We start from the raw sequence: 21127 nt of genomic DNA on the forward strand, positions 1-21127 counted from the left end.
TACCGCTTATTCCGCCGGTTCGACCGGCGGAAACTGGCTGATCAGCGCCTTGACGATTTTGGAAAAACCGATCCCCTTCGACGATTTCACCATGATGACATCGCCCGGACGGACCGCCTTGATCACCAGCGGCAACAATTCGTCGGTGCTCTGCCTGTACTCGGTATGAATTTCAACCGGCAAGGCATTTTTAAGCGCCGACATGTCCGGTCCACCGATAAAAAGCGCGTTCACTTCGGCATCCACGATCGGACGCGCCAGATCGGCATGGAGCTTGCCCGATTGACGGCCAAGCTCAAGCATGTCGCCCAGCACCGCAATGCGGCGGCCACGCGCTTCCGGTGTCGTCGAATGCAAGAGCGACAGAGCCGCGCGCATCGAGGTCGGATTGGCGTTATAGCTTTCGTCGATGAGCGTGAACGTGCCTTCGGGGTGCTGCAGCACATGGCGCGCGCCGCGACCACCTTCGGCGGAAAGCGTTGCCATTGCCATCATCACCTTGGCAATATCCGCACCGACCAGATCGGCCGCGCCGAGAACGGCGAGCATATTCTGCGCGATATGACGGCCCGGCATGCCGACCTTGACCGCAGCTTCATGCGCGCCCGCCTTCACCGTCATGCAGGAACAGGTAGGATGAAGCTTCACCTCGCGCAGACGGTAGTCCGAACGGGCATTCTCGCCAAATGTGACGATATGCTCGACGCCTGCCTTCTCAGCCAGTTCTTCCAGTTGCTTGAAGCGTTTGTCGTCGCGGTTGAGGAGTGCATAACCGCCCGGGACAATGCCTTCGAAAATCTCCGCCTTGGCGACGGCGATTTCTTCCAGATTGGCAAAATGACCAAGATGCGCGGGAGCGATCAGCGTAATCAGCGCCACATGCGGGCGCACCATCTTCACCAACGGGCGGATTTCGTCATGATGGTTCATGCCGATTTCAAAGACGCCATAATCCGTATCGGCAGGCATGCGCGCAAGGGTCAGCGGCACGCCCCAGTGATTGTTGAACGAAGCCACCGAAGCATGAACCTTGCCGACTTCCGAAAGCACATGGCGCAATGCTTCCTTGGTCGTCGTCTTGCCGACGGAACCCGTGACCGCGATGATCTGCGCTTTTGAGCGTGCGCGCGAGGCAATGCCAAGCTTGGTCAGGGCTTCAAGCACGTCCTCGACCACGATCATCGGCACCTTGGAATTGCCGAAAGCAGGCAGACGGTGTTCCGCCACCACGATCAGGCCGGCACCGGCAGCCATGGCAGCGGTGACGAAATCATGGCCGTCGAATTGCTCGCCCTTGATGGCGAAGAATGCCTCGCCCGGCTTCAGCGAGCGGCTGTCGATAGAGATACCGGTTATGCCGGCAGGAAGGTTGCCGAAGGGCCTGCCTTCCATGGCTTCGACCATATCGTCGGATTTCCAGAGCCAGTCACTCATTCCGAGCGCTCCTCAAGACGGGCAGCCAGCGCTGCCGCAACTTCCGCATGATCCGAGAACGGCAAGGTGATATTGCCGACGATCTGCCCCTCTTCATGTCCCTTGCCTGCAACGACCAGCGTATCGCCCGGCTGCATCATCGACACGGCGGTGAAGATTGCCTCACGGCGATCGCCAATTTCGGTTGCACCCGGTGCCGCCGCCATGATTTCCGAGCGTATCTGGGCCGGAACCTCCGAACGTGGGTTGTCGTCCGTAACGATGGTCACATCGGCCAGTCGCGAGGCGATTTCGCCCATGATCGGACGCTTGCCCTTGTCACGGTCACCGCCGCAGCCAAAAACCACAATGACCCGGCCCGTCGTGAACGGGCGCACCGAAGTCAGGACATTTTCCAGCGCTTCCGGCTTATGGGCATAATCGACATAGGCCGGTGCGCCATCTTCCGTCGCGCCGACGAGGTCGAGCCGTCCCGGCGCACCTTTCAGGAGCGCCAGTGCGCGCATTGCAGCTGCAGCCGGAACGCCCGTAACCATGGCAAGCCCTGCGGCAACCAATGCATTCGCGACCTGAAAGTCTCCGGCGAGCGGCAGTTCGATCTCGAAAATCTCGTCACCGATGCGCACTTCCACATGCTGGCGGAAACGTTCATGCTCGACACGCTTGAGCGCAATGAAATTGCCCTTCCGTCCAACCGTCTTCACGTCGCAACCGGCAAGCGTCGCCGCTTCGATAGCCTGGGCCGAGAAATGATCGTCGGAGAAGATGATGGCTGGCGCGCCCTTCGGCAAAAGCGTGTTGAAGAGGCGCATCTTCGCGCCAAGATATTCGTCGATGGTCGCGTGATAATCCATATGGTCGCGACCGAGATTGGTGAAGGCGCCGGCTGCGAGCTTGACCCCGTCCAGACGGCGCTGGTCGAGACCGTGCGACGAAGCTTCCATGGCCGCGTGGGTCACGCCTTCGTCGGCAAGTTCGGCCAGCACACGATGCAGTTCCACCGGATCGGGTGTGGTCAGCGAATTGTAATCGCTGCGCGTGGGCGAGAAGACGCCGGTCGTGCCTATATTGGCGGCGGGAAAACCGGCATAAGCCCAGATCTGACGGGTGAAGGACGCAACGGAAGTCTTGCCGCTGGTGCCGGTGACCGCAACCATGACCTGCGGCTGCTTGCCATAGAACTGCGCTGCCGCAACTGCAAGTGCAAGGCGCGGATCGTCGACATGGAGGATCGGTACGCCTGCGTCGGCGATGACCGTATCCTTGCTCGCGACGACGGCGCTGGCGCCGCGCTTGATGGCATCGGCGGCAAAAGCCGCGCCATCGGCTTTCACACCCTTCAAAGCTGCGAAGAGAAAACCGCGTTCGACCTTGCGGGAATCCGACGTGACACCGGTGATCTCCACCTCACCGACATTGCCGGAGGCCAGTTCCTTGAAAAGTGCGATTTCCTTCAGTTTCATGGTCATACCAAATCCAGATTCAGTTGTGCGCGTAACGCTGCAAAGGCTGTTTTATGCGAATCAGTCGTATTCGTTGGAAACCATTGCTGGCGGCACTTCCTGTTGAAAATCGGGCCTGCCGCTTAAATTGCTAACCATTGCTGGCTGGGCTTCGAGCTGGAAATCAGGCTTCACCCCGAGGAACGATGCAGACCGGCGGATGATCTCCGAAACCATTGGCGCAGCATTGAGACCCGCGGTTGCGCTGAACTTGCCTTCCTCCGGCTTTGGTTCATCGATGATGGTCAGCACGACATAGGTCGGGTCATCCATCGGAAATGACGCGAGAAATGCATTGAAGCGCACATCTTTCGAGTAGCGGCCGTGCACCACTTTTTCCGCGGTGCCGGTCTTGCCGCCGACGCGATAGCCCGGAACCGTGGCGCGCTTGCCGGAGCCACCGGGCGCGGTCGCATTGAGGCGGTAGAGATAACGCATGTCGGCAGAAACCTGTGGATGGATGATCTGCTTGGCCACCTGATCGGCCTCGGCCTGCGTGCGCATCAGGAATGTCGGCGGCATCAGCTTGCCGCCATTCATCAGCGCCGAGGCGCCAACCGCCGTCTGCAACGGCGTCGTCATCATTCCATGACCGAACGAAATGGTCATCGAATGGACCTTCTTCCACACGCGCGGCTCGACGGGGCGCGCCACTTCCGGCAGTTCCGTCTGCAAGCGGTCGAGAAGCCCAATTTTCTTCAGGAATGCCCGGTGGCCTTCGATACCCACGGCATCGGCCTCGCGGCCCGAACCGATGTTGGAGGAGAAGATGAACACTTCCGGCAGCGTAAGCACACGGCCCTTTCCGTGGAAGTCACGGATGGTCTGACGGCCAAACACGAGCGGACGCGACGCATCAAGCCGCGAATTCAGGTTGAACTTGCCGGAATCGAGCGCCATCGCCGTGGTAAAGCTCTTGATGGTCGAGCCCATTTCATAGGTACCCGCCGACATGCGGTTCAGGCGATCCTTGTCCAGCGCATGGACCGGATTGTTGGGGTCGAAATCCGGCACCGAGGCCATGGCGATCACTTCGCCGGTCTTGACGTTCAGCACCACGGCACCGGCAGCAATCGCCCGGTAGCGTTCCATGGCATTGACCAGAACGTCGCGCATGATGTGCTGCACGCGAATATCGATCGACAGGCGCACCGGCTCCAGCGACTGTCCGGTCGCAAGACCGACAGAACGCAGGTCGGTCAGGCCCTGACTGTCGATATATTTTTCCATGCCCGCAATGCCCTGATTATCGACATTGACGAGACCGAGGATATGGGAAGCGGTCGGGCCGCCCGGATAGAAGCGGCGCTTTTCCGTGCGGAAGCCGATGCCCGGCACGCCGAGCGCCATGATCTGGCTCTGCTGGCGAGGCGTCAGTCCGCGCTTGATCCACACGAAGCCCGCCCCGCTTTTCAGGCGCTTGTACGTCGCTTCCCAGTCGAGATCCGGCAGCACCGTCGAAAGCATTTCGATGGTTTCGTCAGGATCGACGATCTTGCGCGGTTCGGCATAAAGCGAGGCCGTCTTGATGTCGGTCGCGAGAATTTCGCCGTTGCGGTCGAGAATATCGGGCCGCGAGGCCAACTGCTGGACGGCCGGACCTGCACTCTCCTCGTTTTCACCGCCGATGACACCGAAATAGATGAGCTTTCCGCCCATGACACCGTAGATGCCGACAAAGCAGGCCATCGCCATCCAGAGGCGATTGCGGGCGCGGTTGCCGTGCTTCTTGCGTGAGCCGACAAACGCCATGTTGCCGGCCAGCTTTTCATCGCCAGCCGGCTCAATGCCGTTACCTGCTTGCATGTTCTTTTTTCTGAAAGGTCTCAGCCGCATGATCAGTGCCTCGCCCCGCTTTTCTTGACGCTGCCGGTCGTGACGGCATCCTTTTCCAGCACGCCGCTTGCCAGCAGTTCGTCGCTGCCGGAGATGATCTTCTGAATATCGTCGATCGGACGTTCCGGAATTTCGTTGACGCCCAGCACAAGCTGTTCTGCTTCGATCGGCTTGAGATTGAGTTCCTTTTCATAGACACCAACGAGGCTTTGCAGGCGACCGGGCTGGGTCATCAATGCCCAGTCGGCGCGCAGAAGCGTGATCGTGTCCTTCTCGGAATCGATCTGCCGCTTCAGCTTGGCGATGACCGCGATCTGTTTTTCCGCGTCATATTTGATCGTGTAGGTGACGGTCGCCGCCACCAGCATCGCCGCTATCATGATGATGTCGAAAGTACGCAGCACTCGTTCAACTCCGGGCCAGTTCGTTCGTCTCAGGCAGTTTGGGCAGCCCGAAAAGCGATAAATCGTCTTCCAGTGGCGGATTTTCCGTCCTTATTCCGGCACGCAGCTTCGCTGAGCGCGCACGCGGGTTTCGTTCTTCTTCCTCAGCCGTGGGGCCCACCGCGCCCTTGACCGCTGGCGTAAAGCTCGGGCGACGGACATGCGTTTCCGGCATATGGCGCGATCCGGCACTCCCGCCCGCCCGGTCCGCGAAATAGCGCTTCACCATGCGGTCTTCGAGCGAATGGAAGGTCACGACAACCAGCCGTCCGCCCGGTTTCAGGATGCGTTCGGCAGCAAGCAGCGCCCGCGCCAGTTCTCCCAGCTCATCGTTCACATAGACGCGCAATGCCTGAAAAACCCGCGTCGCCGGATGAATGCGATCCTTCGGATTGCGCCCCACCAGCGTTTCAATGGCATTGGCAAGATCGAGCGTGCGCGTGAAAGGCTGCGCCGTTCGGCGCTTGTCGATCATGCGCGCTATGCGGCCCGCATGGCGTTCCTCGCCCAGAAAATTGAAGATGCGAGCCAGATCGCCTGTCTTGAGCCGGTTAACCACATCGGCAGCACTTGGCCCGCTTTTCGACATGCGCATGTCAAGCGGACCGTCCTTCTGGAAGGAAAAGCCGCGCTCGGCTTCGTCGATCTGCATCGATGAAACGCCAATATCGAGCACGACGCCGTCCACCTTGCTGCCCACTCCCTTGACTGTCGAGACTGCTTCATCCAGCGCAGAGAACCGCGACTCGACCAGGTTGAGCCTGCCGGGAAACTGCTTTTCCATCGCCCGCCCGGCTTCGATTGCGGTCGGATCGCGGTCGATCGCGATCACGTCCGCGCCTGCTTCGAGTATGCGGCGCGTATAGCCACCGGCGCCGAATGTCCCATCGACGATCACCGCGCCAGCGACAGGCTTCAGGGCGTCGATCACTTCGGCGATCAGCACCGGAACGTGACGGACTTCAGCCCCACCGGCTTGAGAATTGTCTCCGCCGAGGCTTGCCATCATTCCGATCCTTTCCCGGGTACGCGGCCCGTCATCTAAAGCGCGTTGCGCTTCAATCTTTTGTTTTCACGCATGTCTTTGTCCAAAACCGGTTCCCGCTTTCGGGAGACATGCCTGAGTGTTGCCTTTGGATTCCGCCCATTTGCCGTCAACTTAGGGGCATGACGGATTCGTTCGTCAGTTATCGGATATTAAGCTTAATGAAGCGTTATCCTTTGGACGGGAGTAAGGGAGTAAGGGAGTAAGGGAGTAAGGGAGTAAGGGAGTAAGGGAGTAAGGGAGTAAGGGAGTAAGGGAGTAAGGGAGTAAGGGAAGAGGATCATTATTTTTCGGCATGACAAATATTTTGCTTGCCTTATCCACATCCGCTTCGCACCCTATTCCCCTATTCCCCTATTCCCCTATTCCCCTATTCCCCTATTCCCCTATTCCCCTATTCCCCTGTTCTTCCCGGTTGACACTTGACGCATGCGCCCTTATTTAATGCAAATAGTTTGCAACTGCATAAGCACCCAAGGCATTGATTATGGTACCCCATGGAGCAGGACCCTCCGGCGCTGGTGAAGTAACATTTGAAGGCTGGCGGCGGGATCGCGGCGAGGCATCCATGTCGGATGTCCACCGCTCTATCAGAGTCAATCGCTCCGGTTCGAAGTTCCGCCGCGCACTTTCCTTTTTCGGACCCGGCTATCTGGTAGCCGTTGGCTATATGGACCCCGGCAACTGGGCAACCTCGCTGGCTGGCGGCTCCCGCTTCGGCTACACATTGCTATCCGTCGTCCTGCTATCCAACTTGATGGCCGTGCTCCTGCAGGCGCTCTGCACCCGCCTTGCCGTCGCAACGGGGCGCGATCTGGCGCAGGCGTGCCGCGATGCCTATCCGCGTTTTCTTGCATGGCCGCTCTGGCTTCTGGCCGAACTCGCAATCTGCGCCACCGATCTTGCTGAAGTCATCGGCACGGCAATCGGCCTCAACCTGCTCTTCGGCATTCCGCTCGAAATCGGTGTCATCATCACCGCCGCTGATGTGCTTCTGGTTCTCTATCTCCAGAACAAGGGATTCCGCCGCGTCGAGGCGCTTATCATCACGCTTCTGGGCGTGATCGCGCTGTGTTTCCTCATTCAGATTTTGATGGCGCAGCCGCAATGGGGCGAAGTCATCAAGGGCTTTGCGCCAACGACCGAAATCATCCGCAACCCGGACATGCTCTATATTGCGCTTGGCATCATCGGCGCGACGGTCATGCCGCATAATCTCTATCTGCATTCGGGCATCATCCAGACACGCGATTACGGCCATACGACCCCTGAAAAGCGCGAAGCCATCCGCTTTGCGACGTGGGATTCCACGATTGCCCTTACTTTCGCACTTATGGTCAACGCGTCGATCCTGATCCTGGCGGCGGCAAGCTTTAACGCCACCGGCAATACTGCTGTGGAAGATCTGGACAAGGCCCATGCCCTGCTGAACCCGCTGCTTGGCTCGGCTCTCGCGCCGACGCTCTTTGCGATTGCGCTTCTGTGTTGCGGACTGAACTCGACCATTACCGCGACCATGGCCGGGCAGATCGTCATGGAAGGTTTTATCGACATTCGTCTGAAACCATGGCTGCGCCGTGCTATCACCCGCTTCGTGGCCATCGTTCCGGCCGCTGTGGTGACGATCATGTATGGTTCTCAGGGAACGACCGAGCTTCTGATTCTGTCTCAGGTCGTGTTGAGCCTTCAGCTCCCCTTTGCCGTCATTCCGCTCGTCATATTCACGGCGGAGAAAAAGAAGATGGGATCACTGGTCGCGCCGCGCTGGGTAACCTTGCTTGCCGCTATCACCGCTGCAATCATCGTCGTCCTGAACGTGAAGCTCATCTATGATTTTCTGACGGGTGTACCCATCTAAAAGGCCCCCCAAGTCGTTTGAGCGGGTGGTTCCATATGCCGGAACCACCCATTTTTTTACTTCACCGCGGCATTGCCGCCATCGGCATAAAGTGCTGAACCCGCAACGAAACTGGACATCGGGCCTGCCAGAAACAGCGCGGCCTGCGCAATCTCTTCAGGCTGGGCGATCCGCTTCAGGGCATGAAGACCAGCCGCCCATTCCTTCTGTTTCTCATCTCCACCCATAGGCGTATCGACACCGCCCGGCAGAAGCGCATTCGCCCGGATACCGCGAGCCCCGTAATCGGCGGTGATGCCCTTGACCATCCCCATCAGGGCGGCCTTTGAGGTTCCGTAAACCGACATGCCGGGAATGCCGACGCTCGTACCGACAAATGTGGAGGTGAAGACGATAGAACCGCCGCCCCGCTCGAGCATCAGCGGGATTTGCGATCTCGCTCCCAGAAATGCGGAGGTCAGATTTCCTGACAGGACCGTTTGCCAATCGTCAGGCGCGATTTCAGCAAGTGGCGCGATGGGGCCGACCGTTCCGGCATTGTTGACTGCGATATCGAGGCCGCCGAATTTATCCTTCGCTGCCGCGACAAGTTCCAAATGGGTTTGCGCGCTCGAAACGTCACCGGCGACACAATGCGCCTTCCCGCCGAACGCTGCAATTTCCTCCGCAACACGTTCGAGACCGGCAGACCCGCGAGCATTCAGCACGAGCGACGCGCCTTCCCTGGCAAAGAGCAACGCCGTTGCACGTCCTATACCGGACGATGCGCCGGTGATGATTGCAACCTTGTCTTTCAAGCTGGTCATAATGAACCTCCATGATTTCGTGCCATGATTTCGGGAGGTCCCAATTAGAGGCTCGCTCGCAACGCAACTATCCGTTTCTTGCGCTCAAATATCGAAACCGTTTCTTGAGAAAAAATGTCAGCCGGTCTGTAAGCCGGGTTCTGTATGGCCGGGCTTGCGCCCGACGTGGCAGCCATTCATCTGGGACGGATGTCGCCACCCGCCTCGTGCAACCCACCCGGACGGCTGATCCGGAAACCGATTGTCGGCCCTTGCGGACCGACGCGCCGTCCCTATTCGGTTTTGCTCCCGATGGGGTTTACCGTGCCATCTGCATTGCTGCAGACGCGGTGGGCTCTTACCCCACCCTTTCACCCTTACCCCGTCATCCCTGCCGTTTCTTCATGCAACGGTACGGAAGACGGGGCGGTCTGCTTTCTGTGGCACTTTCCCTGGGGTCGCCCCCGCCGGGCGTTACCCGGCATCGTGTTTCCTTGGAGCCCGGACTTTCCTCACCTGCCGCCTTTCGGCATATGACAGGCGCGGCTGCCCGACCGACTGACAGCGCGCATATAGCAACGATAGTGCCGCAGTGAAACCGGATTCCGGAAAAAATCTGAACTCAACCAAACAGAAAAGCCGACAGTGTCTCCACTGTCGGCTCTCCGTTCACATCAGGCGGCCTGTACTCTACGCGGCCGCCGACGTAAATCTGCATTCAAATCAGAGCGCGCGCATATAAGCCTTGACCGAGCTGCAATACTTGGCAGAGGTCGGGTTCATGCGCGTTGCGCCGTGACCGGCATTGTATTTGAGGATCGTGCCGCAGGTGCTGCCGCCGCCAAGCTTCTGCGCCATGGCAAGATACTTCATGCCGAACTGGATGTTCGTGGACGGCTCGTAGAGGCCCTTGGCGGAACCCGTGTAGCCGAGGCTGCGGGCGGTCGAGAGCTTGATCTGCATCAGGCCGATTTCACCGGCTTTGCCGCGCACATTCGGCTGGAAATTGCTCTCGTGACGAACAACCGCATGGGCCAGTGCGGAAGGCACGCCATAGGTCGATGCATAACGGTTGATGATGCTGGAATAGGCGCCGCCCTTGGCGTTACGGGCGGTCGTGTCTTTCGACTGCGAACGCTTGCCAGCAGACCCCTTTGTGGCCGGAGCCGCACGGCGGCTGACGACCGATGCCTTCTTTGGCGCTGTGGCTGGCTTTTCCGCCTCGGCAGACTTGTTCTGCTGGCGTGCCTTGAGGAGAGCTGCGAGGTTGGTCGGTTCAGTGGATGGGGCACTCAGTGCCGGATTCAGGCCAAACGAACTCATCGCGCCGACAAGGGCGCTAACAACAACAAATTTAATTTTCATAACCTACCGTCTTGGAACGTTTCTTTTGTCAGACCGCCTGTCTTGGGGGAGACGATCCTGTTTTTTGATCCCGTTCGATATGGCCCGTCAGGCCCATGACCGCTGGGATTGCCGAATGAATTGGCGGTCAAATGCAGCTGAAGATTGGTTGCAAAAGTAAAATAGTCTTACAGGTTGCAACATTAGCGATTCATACACGAGCGCCACGAACCGCCGTCACACCACCCTGTAACGGGACCGGATTGATCTATTTTTATGAAAACATTACAGAAATACGAAATACGGCCCCATAGAGGACCTGGCCGCCCGCGCCGCGTCAGGCGGTAACATTCTGCAGGGAAAAAATCAGCCTGTAGAGGGTATCTATGGTAGAAACATCGGCCACGCCGTCCACATTCTGTGGCCGAAAATGGCGCTGGAAGGCATTGATCACAGTCTCCGTGTCCTCATCGAAGACACCTGTGATGGCAATTCCGTAGCCGTAAAGTGCCAGCATGGACTGCAACGCTTCGACCGGCTGGCCGTTTTCGCCACGTGCCAGAAACCGCCCGCCGCGGATCGGCGTCGGCTCGATATAATGGCCGATACCTGCCTCATGGAGCCGCTTCCACGGAAAGTTGTGGCCGGGATCGGTCTTGCGCGCCGGGGCGATGTCCGAATGAGCCAGGACGTTCTCCGGCTTGATCGCATGGCGCTCACATATGTCGCGGCAGAGGCGGATGACGGCCTCGATCTGCGCGTCCTTGAAGGGCGGATAGTCTTCCAGATTGCCTGGATTGACGATCTCAATGCCGATGGAAGCCGAGTTGATATCCGTTTCGCCCTTCCAGAAGCTCTTGCCCGCATGCCAGGCGCGCGCTTTTTCGCTGACCATCTGCACGATCTGTCCGTCTTCATGGACGAGATAATGTGCGGAAACTTCCATGTCCGGCGACTTCAGGACTTGCACCGCCTCTTCGGCGGTCGCCAGACCCGTATAATGGAGAATGAGAAAGGCAGGCACCTTGCCGTCGCGGCGCGGACCGAAATTGGGAGACGGGTCAAGCGTTGCCCCGGCGAAATCAGGCCGGACAAGCGCCAGCTCCTCCAACAATCCGCTCTCTGTTTCGCACGCGCTGCTCATGCAGCCTCCAGATTCTTCTCAATACTTGCCCAGGCGGCGTTTATCGCCGCAAGCCGCCTGTTGGCAATGGTTATGAATTCGAGCGGCAAGCCCTCCGCCACCAGCCGGTCAGGATGATGCTCCTTGACCAGCGAGCGATAGCGCTTGCGGGCCAAATCGAAGGAAACGCCGCGCTCCAGTCCCAGAATGGCGTAGGGATCGTCAGCCCCGCGCTGGACATGCCGGACCGCAATGCGGTCGAAGGCCACCTCATCGTAGCCGAAAATATCCGCAACGCTTGCAAGAAAGGCCATTTCCTTTTCGTGCACATAGCCATCGGCGGTGGCGATATGGAAAAGCCCATCGAGGATGTCTTCCAGCAGATGACAGTCGGTCTGTCCCTCGCTGCACAATCCGGCAAGCTGACGCGCATAGGTCTCATAACCCGCGACATCCTGCTTGGCGAGATCGTAGAGCCGCGCGACATGCGCCGTTTCTTCCTTCGGCACGGCAAATATGTCCTGAAAGGCGCGGATTTCATCCTGGGTGACAACCCCGTCGGCCTTGGCCATCTTGGCGGAGAGCGCGATCATCGCGATGGAGAAAGCCACCCGGCGGCGCGTGTCGGCATCGCCTTCAAAAACGGTGCGCACGGCTTCGATAACGCCAGTAATGGCATTCGACGCCACCGATGTGACGAATTCACCAATGCGGACCCAAATCGACATGAGACTTTTCTATAGAATTCCGGACGGGCTGAAAACCGCCCACGCGGGCGAAAGTCGAAAAAACAAATATTTAGAAAGAATATCGAGCCGAAGGCTTACATTATTGCTGGGGTTGGCGGTCGTTGAAAGAGCGCTGCGCGACAGCAGCCGCAGCCTCTCCTGCCGCTTGTGCCTGCTCATCCGTCTGACCTACGGACTGGGCGGCAGCGACCGCATTTGCGCGCGCCCGTTCAATGGCGGCGGCTTTTTCTTCCGGGGTTACGACGCCTGAACTCTCGCGAAGCGATTTGACCAGATCAGGACCTTTTTCAGTGCCCGTGCTTTCTGCCGGTTTGGCAGGTTGCGATATGGCGGCAGCGCCCTTTTCGCCACCATTGGTCGTGGCAGCGGTCTCGTCATCGCCCTTCCCGCAGGCAGCAAGCGCAACGAGAACGATCGCAGAGATAAAAAACAGAAAGTTACGGTTCATGACGAAAGCCATAACCGAACGCAGCCTGCGTTGAAACACGGAAAACACAGAATGCCCGTGTTTTCCCGCTGTGCTTGCTTTAACGTCCATATCAAACCCAAAACTGCCGGCCAAAGCCGTCATGCACGGATGGCGACCCGAAACCGGATCGCCATCCGCTCGCAAAAGCACTCATCACCAACTTAGTTGGACGGTGCCGTCCCCGTGCCCGGCGTCGATGGGGCCGGTGTGGACGGTGCTGGTGTAGTCGGCGCTGGCGTCGTGTCATTGTTTGAAGGCGCTGCCGGCGTGGATGGTGCCGGTGCGGTATTCGTGTCGTCCTTCTTGTCGTTGCAAGCAGCAAGACCGAGAAGTGATACGGCGGCGACGGAAGCAATCAGAAACTTCTTCACGTAGGCTCTCCTTCCTAAGTTAGGCTCTTGGCCTGGTTTCAGGCATCAAATGGCAAGATTGCCAAACGCCTCTCTGTTTCTCCGTGCGTGGCCGATTTGCCGGCCAGTCAACTTTGCGGTCGTTCATCGACACAGAGGTCCTGTCGACTTGAAACTCTCACACGAAAAAACGACAACAGCGCGAAAAAGTTCTCTCAAATAGTCTTACTGAACGTAATAAAGCGACAGTATTACAGAGCTGTAGCCGCTTTTTCCTCGTTATAAGCCCGCAATTTTTTCGTCACGTCCCTGTCATTGGACGGTGTTTAACTTCGCAAAATCGAAGTCGGGTTTCGTGTTTAGGGGAACTTTTGATGACTGACAGTGCAGCAGGCGGCACAATTCTCAAACGTGCTGTGACACAAAACAACGCACTCTCGCGGGCCGGCTTTTCCGAAAGGTTGTTCGCCTGGCTGTTCAAGGGACTGGTCTATCCGCAGATATGGGAGGACCCGGAAGTCGATATGGCGGCGCTCGCCATCAAGCCGGGTCACCGCATCGTCACGATCGCATCGGGCGGCTGTAACGCGCTTTCCTATCTGACCGCCGATCCGGCCCGCATCGAAGCCGTCGACCTCAACGAAGCCCATGTCGCCTTCAACCGGCTGAAGCTGGCGGCACTGAAGCATCTGCCCGATTATCAGGCCTTCTACCGCTTCTATGGCAAGGCCCACGACAAGACCAACCTCGCCGCCTACAAGCGCTTCATCCGCCCGCACCTCGACAGCGAGAGCCGCGCCTATTGGGAAAAGCGCAAGTGGAACGGCCGCCAGCGCATTTCCATTTTCTGGCGCGATCTCTATCGCCACGGCCTGCTCGGCGTCTTCATCGGCATGGGGCATCGCGTGGCGCGGCTCTATGGTATCGATCCGCGCGACATCTTGAAGGCGCGCACGATGGAAGAACAGCGCAGCTTCTTCGACACGGCTCTGGCGCCGCTTTTTGAAAAACGCATGGTGCGCTGGGCAACAGCCCGCAAATCGTCCCTGTTCGGGCTTGGCATACCGCCGCAGCAATATGACGCCCTCGCCACCGCTGGGAATGGCGACATGGCGCTTGTCCTGCGAAGCCGCCTGGAAAAACTTGCCTGCGGCTTTCCGCTGACCGAAAACTATTTCGCCTGGCAGGCTTTCGGACGTGGCTATAGCGGCGACGAGGAAACGGGGCCGCTGCCGCCCTATCTGTCCCGCGCCAATTTCGAAACGGTGCGCGCCCGCGCTGACCGAATGACGGTCCAGAACGCCAATTATACCGACTTTCTGGCAGCAAAGCCTGCGGCTTCCGTCGATCGCTATATCCTTCTCGACGCGCAGGACTGGATGAATGACAGCCAGCTCAACGGGGTCTGGAGCGAGATCACCCGCACCGCCGCGCCCGGGGCGCGGGTGATTTTCCGCACCGCCGCCGAACCGAGTCTGCTTCCCGGACGTGTCGCGCCGGAAATTCTCGACCGATGGGATTATCGCGCCGAGGAATCACGCGCCCTTCATGATCGCGACCGGTCCTCGATCTATGGCGGTTTCCATCTTTATGTCTTGAAGGATGCCTGACATGTTGCGCAGCCCATGGAGCGTTCAGGGTATCGACCACGCGGGCCTCATGGACCGGGTGTACCGCCGCCAGCGGCACTTCTACGATGCAACCCGCAAATACTATCTTCTGGGTCGCGACCCCATGATTGCAGGGCTGAACGTTCCCCGGAACGGCACAGTTCTGGAGATCGGCTGCGGCACAGGCCGCAATCTGGTGAAAACCGCCGAACACTATCCCGACGCCCAGCTCTTCGGCATCGATATTTCCGCGGAAATGCTGGATACGGCCCGCCGGGCGGCTGAACGCGCAGGTATTGAAGACCGTGTCCGCCTTGACCGTGCCGATGCAGCGCAATTCGATCCGGAGCGACTGTTCGGGCAGAAGGGCTTCGACCGGATTTTCATTTCCTATGCAGTGTCGATGATCCCGCAATGGCAGTCGGTCATTCGGGAAAGCATCCGGCACCTCAGTCCGGGCGGCGAATTGCATATCGTCGATTTCGGCGATCAGGCCCGCCTGCCCCGCTGGTTTGGAAAAGCGCTTTTCCAATGGCTGGAATGGTTTCATGTCACACCGCGCAGCGACCTGTTTGCAGTTTGCGAACAGCTCGCGCAGGAAAACAGTGCCGCCGTTGAAAAGCGCATTCTGTATCGCGGTTTTGCCTGGATAGCGGTTATTCGTTCAGCCGCGCCGTTCACCCCCACAGATTAGCAGCAAACTTGCCCGTCAGACTGGTGACGTTCGCCTCTGGATCGCGTAACCGTTAGGGGACTGATTCGCGACACGGAACCACTATATGAACCGTCTGGCCAGCTGCAGCATTCTCGCCCTCGGCGCTTTACTTCTCTCCGCCTGCACCACGGTGGATTACGATTTTTCCGATGTAAAGAAATCAGGTGGTTCAGTGGCCCGCATCGCACCGCCATCCGGCCCTGTGAAAGCGCCACGCTTTGGCGACCGCGATCCGCACAGCTGGACGGGGAAAACGCCATGGCATTATCCAATTCATGGCACCGATGTTTCCAAATATCAGACCAATATCGACTGGAGTGCTGCGCGCGCCAGCGGCATTTCCTTCGCCTTCATCAAGGCGACGGAAGGCGGCGACCGGGTCGATGACCGCTTTCAGGAACACTGGAACGGCGCTCGTCAGGCGGGCATTGCGCGGAGCGCCTATCACTTCTACTATTTCTGCCGTCCGGCAATCGAACAGGCGCGCTGGTATATCCAGAATGTGCCGCGTGACCCGGGCGCCCTTCCGCCCGTTCTCGATATGGAATGGAACCCGCAATCGCCAACCTGCAAGCTGCGCCCCAACGCGGCGGTCGTGCGCAAGGAGATGCGCATCTTCCTGCAAGCGCTGGAAAAGCATTACGGCAAGCGCCCCATCATCTACACCACGGTCGATTTCTTCGATGACAACGATCTGCGGCAGATGGCGGATTATCCGTTCTGGTTGCGCTCCGTTGCCGGTCATCCCGACGAGAAATACGGTCCCCATCCGTGGACGTTCTGGCAATATACCGGCACTGGCTCCATTCCCGGCATCAAGGGCGACGCCGACATCAACGTCTTCGCAGGTGACGCCAATTCGTGGAAAAAGTGGCTGGAAAGCAACAAGGTCCGCTAACACGGCCCGGTTTGGCGGTTCACACCAAGTTTTGCTTCATTTCCGGGGCTTGTTGGGGCAATAGCAAAACAATCCTCGGAAGGGAGCTGCCTGCTCCCGGTTTATTAGTGTGAGTTACCAATGAAGTTGTTTGCTTCAGTTATCGCAGCCGCCTTGCTTGCGTCGACAGCCATGTCCAATGCACAGGCCACCGCATCTCCGGCGCCTGCTGCCGCGCCAGCTGAAAACGCCGTCAGTCTTCCAAAGCCCGAATGCGAGATCGACTTCGGCCAGTGGATGGACAATCTGACCAAGGAAGCCCGCGACGCCGGTGTTGGTGAAAAGGGCATCGCCGAGCTGCACAAGGCCATGCTTGAGCAGAAGGTGCTCGACCGCGACCGCAAGCAGACCGTTTTCAACCTGACCTTCACCGAATTTTCCAAGCGCCTCATCTCGGAAGCGCGCCTGAAGAAAGGCCGTGAAAACCTGGTCAAACATGCCGATGTCTTCAAGAAGGTTGAAGATACCTATGGCGTCCCCGGCCCTGTCCTCGCCGCCTTCTGGGGTCTGGAAACCGATTACGGCGCGATCCAGGGCGATTTCGACACGCTGAATGCGCTTGTCACCCTTTCCTACGACTGTCGCCGACCGGACCTGTTCCGCCCGCAATTGATCGCACTCCTCAAGCTTTTCGATCAGGGTGTTGTCGATGCGGCGACCACCGGCGCATGGGCCGGCGAGATCGGCATGATGCAGCTTCTGCCGAAGGATTATCTTGAACGGGGCGTCGATGGCGATGGCGACGGCAAGGTCGACCTGAAGAACAGCGTTCCCGATGCCATGATGACAGCGGGCCGCATGATTTCGGAACTTGGCTGGAAACGCGGCCAGCCCTGGCTAGAGGAAGTTCGCCTGACCAAGGACCTGCCTTGGGAAGAAGCGATCCGCACCAATCGCAAGCCGCATTCCTGGTGGGCTGCACAGGGTGTAACGGGTCTCAATGGTCCGCTCGGCCCGGACGATGGCGATGCGTCGCTTCTGCTGCCGCTTGGCCGCAAGGGACCGGCTTTCCTGTCCTATCCGAACTTCGACGTCTTCGTGGAATGGAACAAGTCCATCGTCTATGCCACCACGGCAGCTTATTTTGCGACCCGTCTGGCCGGTGCGCCCGCCTTCGATCCCGGCAATCCCGATCAGGGCTTGACGCAAGACCAGTTGAAGGAACTCCAGACCAAGCTGCAGGCGCGTGGCTATGAAATGGGCAAGATCGACGGCGTTTTCGGCGTCGCTACCCGCGATGCCGTGCGCGCCGAACAGATGCGCCTTGGAATGCCTGCCGATTCCTGGCCGACAAAGGAGCTTCTCGACAAGCTCTGATATTCGACAAGGCGCGGGTTTCAAAGCCCGCGCCTTTTCCTTTCCTGAACTGAAATGCGCCCCATGCTCACCACGCTATTCGTCGTCCTTCCCGTTTTCGCGCTGATTTTCTCCGGCTGGGGTGCCTTCAGGCTGAAAATTCTTGGGCCGCATGCAATAGCGGAGCTGAACCGTTTCGTCGTCTATCTTGCACTGCCTGCCCTGCTCTTCGACATCATGGCCAACACCCATGGCAGCGAACTGTGGCAGCCGGGCTTCATTGCAGTGTTTCTGCTTTCGAGTGCAATTGCTTTCGCATTGCCATTTCTGGTGCGGCTGCGCGGAAAACTGCCGCTGGCGGATACTGCGCTTGACGGCCTGAACGCCGCCTATCCCAATACCGGTTATATGGGCATCCCGCTTTCGATGATCGCTTTCGGCTCGGGGGTCTTGGCTGCGACCACCATTTCGATCATCATCACCGTCTGCGTTACTTTTGCTTTTGCGATCGTGCTGATCGAAATCGGCTTGCAGACCGAGAAAAAGCCGCTCTGTCTCATCTGGAAGGTCGTGTGGTCGCTGATCCGCAATCCGCTGCTTTTCGCTCCGGCACTTGGCGCGGTCGTGTCCTTTCTGGGTCTCACCATCCCGGCCCCTGCGGAAACCTTTCTCAAGATGCTCGGTGGTGCAGCGTCCCCTTGCGCGCTGGTGGCGCTTGGCCTGTTCCTCGCCCAGCCGCGCAAGATCGAACGCGAAAGCGTCAATGCCATCGCCTTTCTCGTGACCGTAAAACTCATCGTTCAGCCGCTCGCCACCTGGCTGCTGGCGGTCTATGTGTTCGGGCTGCCGCCGCTGCTCGCGCAAAGCGCCGCGCTTCTTGCAGCGTTGCCGACTGGCACCGGCCCCTTCATGCTGGCCGAACATTATCGTCGCGAAGCGGCGATAACCTCCAACGTCATCCTCTATTCGACCGTGATATCTATCCTCACCTTGTCGGCATATCTGGCGCTAATTCGCTGAAACTCGCAAAAAACATGCCGAAAAACCTGTGGCAACTGCGGCGAAAACAGCACCAAACGTGGCAGTTCGATGTCTTTTTCATGAAATGTGAACAAATTTTTCTGGTCAAATATTTCAATAGTTTAGAGGGTAAACAATAGGTTTATTCCCCTATCACGGCAGATTGCAGAACGAAATCTTCTTTTGTTCGAAGCGTTTTGCGCTTAGATTCCTGTTTCCTACCAGCGCGCGTCCGACCAGTCGGGCGCATATGAAGGAGACAGACCAATGGGACTTACGCGATCTTTGAATGTCCTCATGATCTGTGCGGCATTTGCATTTGTTGCAGCGTTGATAGCAGGCGTCATCCCTTAGAGCATGTCTCCCGAAAGTGGGAACCGGTTTCGGGATAAAGACATGCGTAAAAACAAATCGAGAGCATTTCCGACGATTCAGTTTAAACAGGAAATGCTCTAAGGGAAATAGCCTAAACCATTACGGCGGCTTCGGTTTTTGAGGATAGGCCGACCCGCACGAAAACGAGAAAGCCCGGCAAAAACGCCGGGCTTTCTTTTGTTTCAGGCCATTTCCAGCGCTGCTTCCGCCTTCGGCCTTATGCCGATCATATGGCAGATCGCAAAGGGCAGATCGGCGCGATTCATCGTGTAGAAATGGAAATCCTGCACGCCGCGTTCGATCAGATCCATCACCTGTTCGGCGGCAATTGCCGCTGCGACGAGCTGATGTGTCTGCGGATCGTTGTCCAACCCGTCGAAACGCTCCGCCAGCCAGCTTGGAATATGTGTTGCCGATCGCGCGCAGAAATTCTTGACCTGCTTGAAATTATGCACCGGCAACACGCCGGGAACGATCGGAATATAGATGCCGGCGCGGCGCACCCGCTCGACATAACGCTCGTAAAGATCGTTCTCGAAGAAGAACTGAGTGATGGCGCGCGTCGCGCCATTATCCACTTTACGCTTCAGCATATCGATATCGGTCGCGAAATCCGGGCTTTCCGGATGTTTTTCCGGATAGGCGGAGACAGAAATGTCGAAATCTGCGATATTGCGGAGGCCCGAAACCAGTTCGGCACCGTTCTGGTAGCCGCCGGGCGTTGGCACATATTTTTCGCCTATACCCGCCGCGGGATCGCCGCGCAGCGCCACGAAACGATTGACGCCAAGCGCTGCGAATTCGCGCACCACGCGGTCGACTTCCTCACGCGTCGCGTCCACGCAGGTCAGATGCGCGGCGGGCTTGATGTCGGTTTCCTTGAGAATGCGCGCTACGGTGCGCGCCGTGCGCTCTCGCGTGGACCCACCGGCGCCATAGGTCACCGAAACGAATTCGGGCTGCAACGGGGCAAGCCGCGTGACCGTATCCCAGAGACGCTGTTCCATTTCTTCCGTCTTGGGAGGGAAGAATTCGAACGATACCCGGGTGGTCTGGCCAACGTCCGGTCGGCGGGAAAGACCGTAAAAACCCATCAAACTGTCTCCGTCATGCTCGGAGCATTCTGCAGCCAGATGGAACATCTGGCGTCGCATAAATGCCATGAATACAAATATTTAGAACGTGTTTCCGTCTAACGTCATCAAGCCGAAACGCGCTCTATCGTTTTCGATACCGGGTCGGCGATCAGAAGACGCGGATCGCGGGCGAGCCACAGCTTCACTGTCAGCCCCTCATCTCCGTTGGCCGCCTTCGGTTCCAGTTCCAGCGTCTTTTCCGGCTCAAGACCGGCATCCTTCATCCAGCCCAGCATCTGCTCGTCACTGAAGCCGAGCCGCAAATGTGCATGGTCCTCGCGCAGGAACTCGAGCCTGTGCGGTGCAAAATCGACGATCAGCAACCGCCCGTTGGGGCGCAGCGCCCGCGCGCCCTCCCTGATCGCAGCCAGCGGGTCGTCAAGAAAGTGCAAAACCTGATGAATGGTCACCAGATCGAAACTCTCGCGCTCCACGGGAAGCGCGTAGACATCGCCCTGGCGAACCTGCGCATTACCAATTGCCGCCAGATCGAGATTGGCACGCGCCACGGCAAGCATGTCGCGATTGATGTCGATACCGACGCCGCGAAGGTAAAGCGGCGCAAAAAGCTCCAGCAACCGGCCCGTGCCGGTGCCGACGTCCAGCATGGACTGAAACGGCTTGTCCCCGACAATCTTCTTGAGCGCGACCTCGACCGCGTCCTCGGAAACATGCAGCTTGCGTATCTGATCCCAGCTGCCGGCATTGGCACTGAAATAGGCGGCTGCCTTTTCCTGACGGCTGGACTTTACCTGCGAGAGCCGTTCCATGTCGCGCTCGACCAGCGCATCGGCGCTGTCGAGACGCGCCAGAAGCCCGCGCGCGAGATCGCCGCTGATCGCATTGTCGGCAAGACGGAAATAGGCCCATGCGCCTTCCTGATAACGCTCGATGAGATCAGCTTCCCCAAGCAGCTTCAGATGACGCGAAACACGCGGCTGGGATTGCCCCAATATTGTCGTGAGGTCCGAGACGGTGAGGTCCCCCCGCGCCAAAAGCGCCAGAATGCGCAAACGGCTTGGCTCAGCCACCGCTTTCAACACATCCACCATCTGATCGAGTTGCAATTGCAAACCGCTCATCGCTTTGCTCTCGGATTG

Annotated in this window: 18 protein-coding genes, 1 other RNA gene and 1 pseudogene; 6 read left to right on the forward strand and 14 right to left on the reverse strand. The window is 58.4% G+C overall.

Annotation, left to right across the window (positions count from 1 at the left end; translation table 11 throughout):
- Nucleotides 1-6 precede the first annotated feature (6 nt).
- Genes J9800_RS08735 through rsmH form a run of 5 tightly spaced genes read right to left on the reverse strand, consistent with a single transcriptional unit; the run spans nucleotide 7 to nucleotide 6224 of the window.
- A complete protein-coding gene (locus J9800_RS08735) occupies nucleotides 7-1434 on the reverse strand; it encodes a UDP-N-acetylmuramoylalanyl-D-glutamyl-2,6-diaminopimelate--D-alanyl-D-alanine ligase (protein WP_112592574.1) in 1428 nt (475 codons plus the stop codon).
- Nucleotides 1431-2903: a UDP-N-acetylmuramoyl-L-alanyl-D-glutamate--2,6-diaminopimelate ligase gene (locus J9800_RS08740; protein WP_114216820.1), complete on the reverse strand. Its 1473-nt coding sequence runs from the start codon at nucleotides 2901-2903 to the stop codon at nucleotides 1431-1433. The genes J9800_RS08735 and J9800_RS08740 overlap by 4 nt, the downstream gene beginning before the upstream one ends.
- Before the next feature lie 54 nt (nucleotides 2904-2957).
- Complete coding sequence (locus J9800_RS08745) at nucleotides 2958-4772, reverse strand: peptidoglycan D,D-transpeptidase FtsI family protein (RefSeq protein ID WP_114216821.1); 1815 nt, start codon at nucleotides 4770-4772, stop codon at nucleotides 2958-2960.
- 2 nt (nucleotides 4773-4774) lie between these two features.
- On the reverse strand, nucleotides 4775-5176 hold the full coding sequence (gene ftsL / locus J9800_RS08750) for a cell division protein FtsL (protein WP_114216822.1): 402 nt from the start codon (nucleotides 5174-5176) through the stop codon (nucleotides 4775-4777).
- 4 nt (nucleotides 5177-5180) lie between these two features.
- On the reverse strand, nucleotides 5181-6224 hold the full coding sequence (rsmH, locus tag J9800_RS08755; protein WP_205315973.1) for a 16S rRNA (cytosine(1402)-N(4))-methyltransferase RsmH: 1044 nt from the start codon (nucleotides 6222-6224) through the stop codon (nucleotides 5181-5183).
- A 523-nt stretch (nucleotides 6225-6747) separates the two neighbouring features.
- Between rsmH and J9800_RS08760 the strand changes: the two genes are divergently transcribed.
- Nucleotides 6748-8118 (forward strand): Nramp family divalent metal transporter, encoded by a 1371-nt coding sequence (locus tag J9800_RS08760; protein ID WP_114216823.1) that lies wholly within the window; start codon nucleotides 6748-6750, stop codon nucleotides 8116-8118.
- Between the two features lie 56 nt (nucleotides 8119-8174).
- Here J9800_RS08760 and J9800_RS08765 read toward each other — a convergent pair whose 3' ends face one another.
- The 7 genes and pseudogenes from J9800_RS08765 to J9800_RS08795 all read right to left on the reverse strand — a co-directional run bounded on the left by J9800_RS08765 (nucleotide 8175) and on the right by J9800_RS08795 (nucleotide 12959).
- Nucleotides 8175-8924, reverse strand: a complete 750-nt coding sequence (locus J9800_RS08765) for an SDR family oxidoreductase (protein WP_114216824.1) — start codon at nucleotides 8922-8924, stop codon at nucleotides 8175-8177.
- A 113-nt stretch (nucleotides 8925-9037) separates the two neighbouring features.
- An RNA gene (gene rnpB / locus J9800_RS08770) (RNase P RNA component class A) lies at nucleotides 9038-9465 on the reverse strand.
- A gap of 161 nt (nucleotides 9466-9626) precedes the next feature.
- A complete protein-coding gene (locus tag J9800_RS08775) occupies nucleotides 9627-10268 on the reverse strand; it encodes a lytic transglycosylase domain-containing protein (protein ID WP_114216825.1) in 642 nt (213 codons plus the stop codon).
- Nucleotides 10269-10584: 316 nt separating this feature from the next.
- Nucleotides 10585-11391: an N-acetylmuramoyl-L-alanine amidase gene (locus J9800_RS08780; protein ID WP_114216826.1), complete on the reverse strand. Its 807-nt coding sequence runs from the start codon at nucleotides 11389-11391 to the stop codon at nucleotides 10585-10587.
- Nucleotides 11388-12098 (reverse strand): J domain-containing protein, encoded by a 711-nt coding sequence (locus J9800_RS08785; protein ID WP_114216827.1) that lies wholly within the window; start codon nucleotides 12096-12098, stop codon nucleotides 11388-11390. Before J9800_RS08785 ends, J9800_RS08780 begins: the two co-directional genes overlap by 4 nt.
- 100 nt (nucleotides 12099-12198) lie before the next feature.
- Nucleotides 12199-12617, reverse strand: a pseudogene (locus J9800_RS08790) (hypothetical protein).
- A gap of 132 nt (nucleotides 12618-12749) precedes the next feature.
- Nucleotides 12750-12959 carry a hypothetical protein gene (locus tag J9800_RS08795; protein WP_114216828.1) on the reverse strand — a complete coding sequence of 70 codons (210 nt, stop codon included), beginning with the start codon at nucleotides 12957-12959 and terminating at the stop codon, nucleotides 12750-12752.
- A gap of 353 nt (nucleotides 12960-13312) precedes the next feature.
- Between J9800_RS08795 and J9800_RS08800 the strand changes: the two genes are divergently transcribed.
- From J9800_RS08800 to J9800_RS08820, 5 genes are all read left to right on the forward strand, one after another.
- Complete coding sequence (locus tag J9800_RS08800) at nucleotides 13313-14548, forward strand: BtaA family protein (protein WP_114216829.1); 1236 nt, start codon at nucleotides 13313-13315, stop codon at nucleotides 14546-14548.
- Between the two features lies 1 nt (nucleotide 14549).
- On the forward strand, nucleotides 14550-15242 hold the full coding sequence (locus J9800_RS08805; RefSeq protein WP_114216830.1) for a class I SAM-dependent methyltransferase: 693 nt from the start codon (nucleotides 14550-14552) through the stop codon (nucleotides 15240-15242).
- Nucleotides 15243-15327: 85 nt separating this feature from the next.
- On the forward strand, nucleotides 15328-16161 hold the full coding sequence (locus J9800_RS08810; RefSeq protein WP_114216831.1) for a glycoside hydrolase family 25 protein: 834 nt from the start codon (nucleotides 15328-15330) through the stop codon (nucleotides 16159-16161).
- A 120-nt stretch (nucleotides 16162-16281) separates the two neighbouring features.
- On the forward strand, nucleotides 16282-17517 hold the full coding sequence (locus J9800_RS08815) for a lytic murein transglycosylase (RefSeq protein WP_112585909.1): 1236 nt from the start codon (nucleotides 16282-16284) through the stop codon (nucleotides 17515-17517).
- Nucleotides 17518-17580: 63 nt separating this feature from the next.
- On the forward strand, nucleotides 17581-18516 hold the full coding sequence (locus tag J9800_RS08820) for an AEC family transporter (RefSeq protein WP_114216832.1): 936 nt from the start codon (nucleotides 17581-17583) through the stop codon (nucleotides 18514-18516).
- 557 nt (nucleotides 18517-19073) lie between these two features.
- Here the strand turns inward: J9800_RS08820 and metF are convergent.
- A complete protein-coding gene (gene metF / locus J9800_RS08825; protein WP_114216852.1) occupies nucleotides 19074-19985 on the reverse strand; it encodes a methylenetetrahydrofolate reductase [NAD(P)H] in 912 nt (303 codons plus the stop codon).
- A 107-nt stretch (nucleotides 19986-20092) separates the two neighbouring features.
- A complete protein-coding gene (locus J9800_RS08830) occupies nucleotides 20093-21109 on the reverse strand; it encodes an ArsR/SmtB family transcription factor (protein WP_114216833.1) in 1017 nt (338 codons plus the stop codon).
- Nucleotides 21110-21127 lie beyond the last annotated feature (18 nt).

This window comes from Ochrobactrum sp. AP1BH01-1, from assembly GCF_018066705.1.
Classification (GTDB): domain Bacteria; phylum Pseudomonadota; class Alphaproteobacteria; order Rhizobiales; family Rhizobiaceae; genus Brucella.

Bases quoted from the DNA above. Each gene is read 5' to 3' on its own strand.
- J9800_RS08765 (WP_114216824.1), bottom strand. From the start codon at position 8,924: ATGACCAGCTTGAAAGACAAGGTTGCAATCATCACCGGCGCATCGTCC.
- J9800_RS08830 (WP_114216833.1), bottom strand. From the start codon at position 21,109: ATGAGCGGTTTGCAATTGCAACTCGATCAGATGGTGGATGTGTTGAAA.
- J9800_RS08745 (WP_114216821.1), bottom strand. From the start codon at position 4,772: ATGCGGCTGAGACCTTTCAGAAAAAAGAACATGCAAGCAGGTAACGGC.
- J9800_RS08815 (WP_112585909.1), top strand. From the start codon at position 16,282: ATGAAGTTGTTTGCTTCAGTTATCGCAGCCGCCTTGCTTGCGTCGACA.
- J9800_RS08785 (WP_114216827.1), bottom strand. From the start codon at position 12,098: ATGTCGATTTGGGTCCGCATTGGTGAATTCGTCACATCGGTGGCGTCG.
- J9800_RS08800 (WP_114216829.1), top strand. From the start codon at position 13,313: ATGACTGACAGTGCAGCAGGCGGCACAATTCTCAAACGTGCTGTGACA.
- J9800_RS08740 (WP_114216820.1), bottom strand. From the start codon at position 2,903: ATGACCATGAAACTGAAGGAAATCGCACTTTTCAAGGAACTGGCCTCC.
- J9800_RS08760 (WP_114216823.1), top strand. From the start codon at position 6,748: ATGGTACCCCATGGAGCAGGACCCTCCGGCGCTGGTGAAGTAACATTT.
- metF (WP_114216852.1), bottom strand. From the start codon at position 19,985: ATGGGTTTTTACGGTCTTTCCCGCCGACCGGACGTTGGCCAGACCACC.
- J9800_RS08735 (WP_112592574.1), bottom strand. From the start codon at position 1,434: ATGAGTGACTGGCTCTGGAAATCCGACGATATGGTCGAAGCCATGGAA.
- rsmH (WP_205315973.1), bottom strand. From the start codon at position 6,224: ATGATGGCAAGCCTCGGCGGAGACAATTCTCAAGCCGGTGGGGCTGAA.
- J9800_RS08810 (WP_114216831.1), top strand. From the start codon at position 15,328: ATGAACCGTCTGGCCAGCTGCAGCATTCTCGCCCTCGGCGCTTTACTT.
- J9800_RS08805 (WP_114216830.1), top strand. From the start codon at position 14,550: ATGTTGCGCAGCCCATGGAGCGTTCAGGGTATCGACCACGCGGGCCTC.
- J9800_RS08820 (WP_114216832.1), top strand. From the start codon at position 17,581: ATGCTCACCACGCTATTCGTCGTCCTTCCCGTTTTCGCGCTGATTTTC.
- J9800_RS08775 (WP_114216825.1), bottom strand. From the start codon at position 10,268: ATGAAAATTAAATTTGTTGTTGTTAGCGCCCTTGTCGGCGCGATGAGT.
- J9800_RS08780 (WP_114216826.1), bottom strand. From the start codon at position 11,391: ATGAGCAGCGCGTGCGAAACAGAGAGCGGATTGTTGGAGGAGCTGGCG.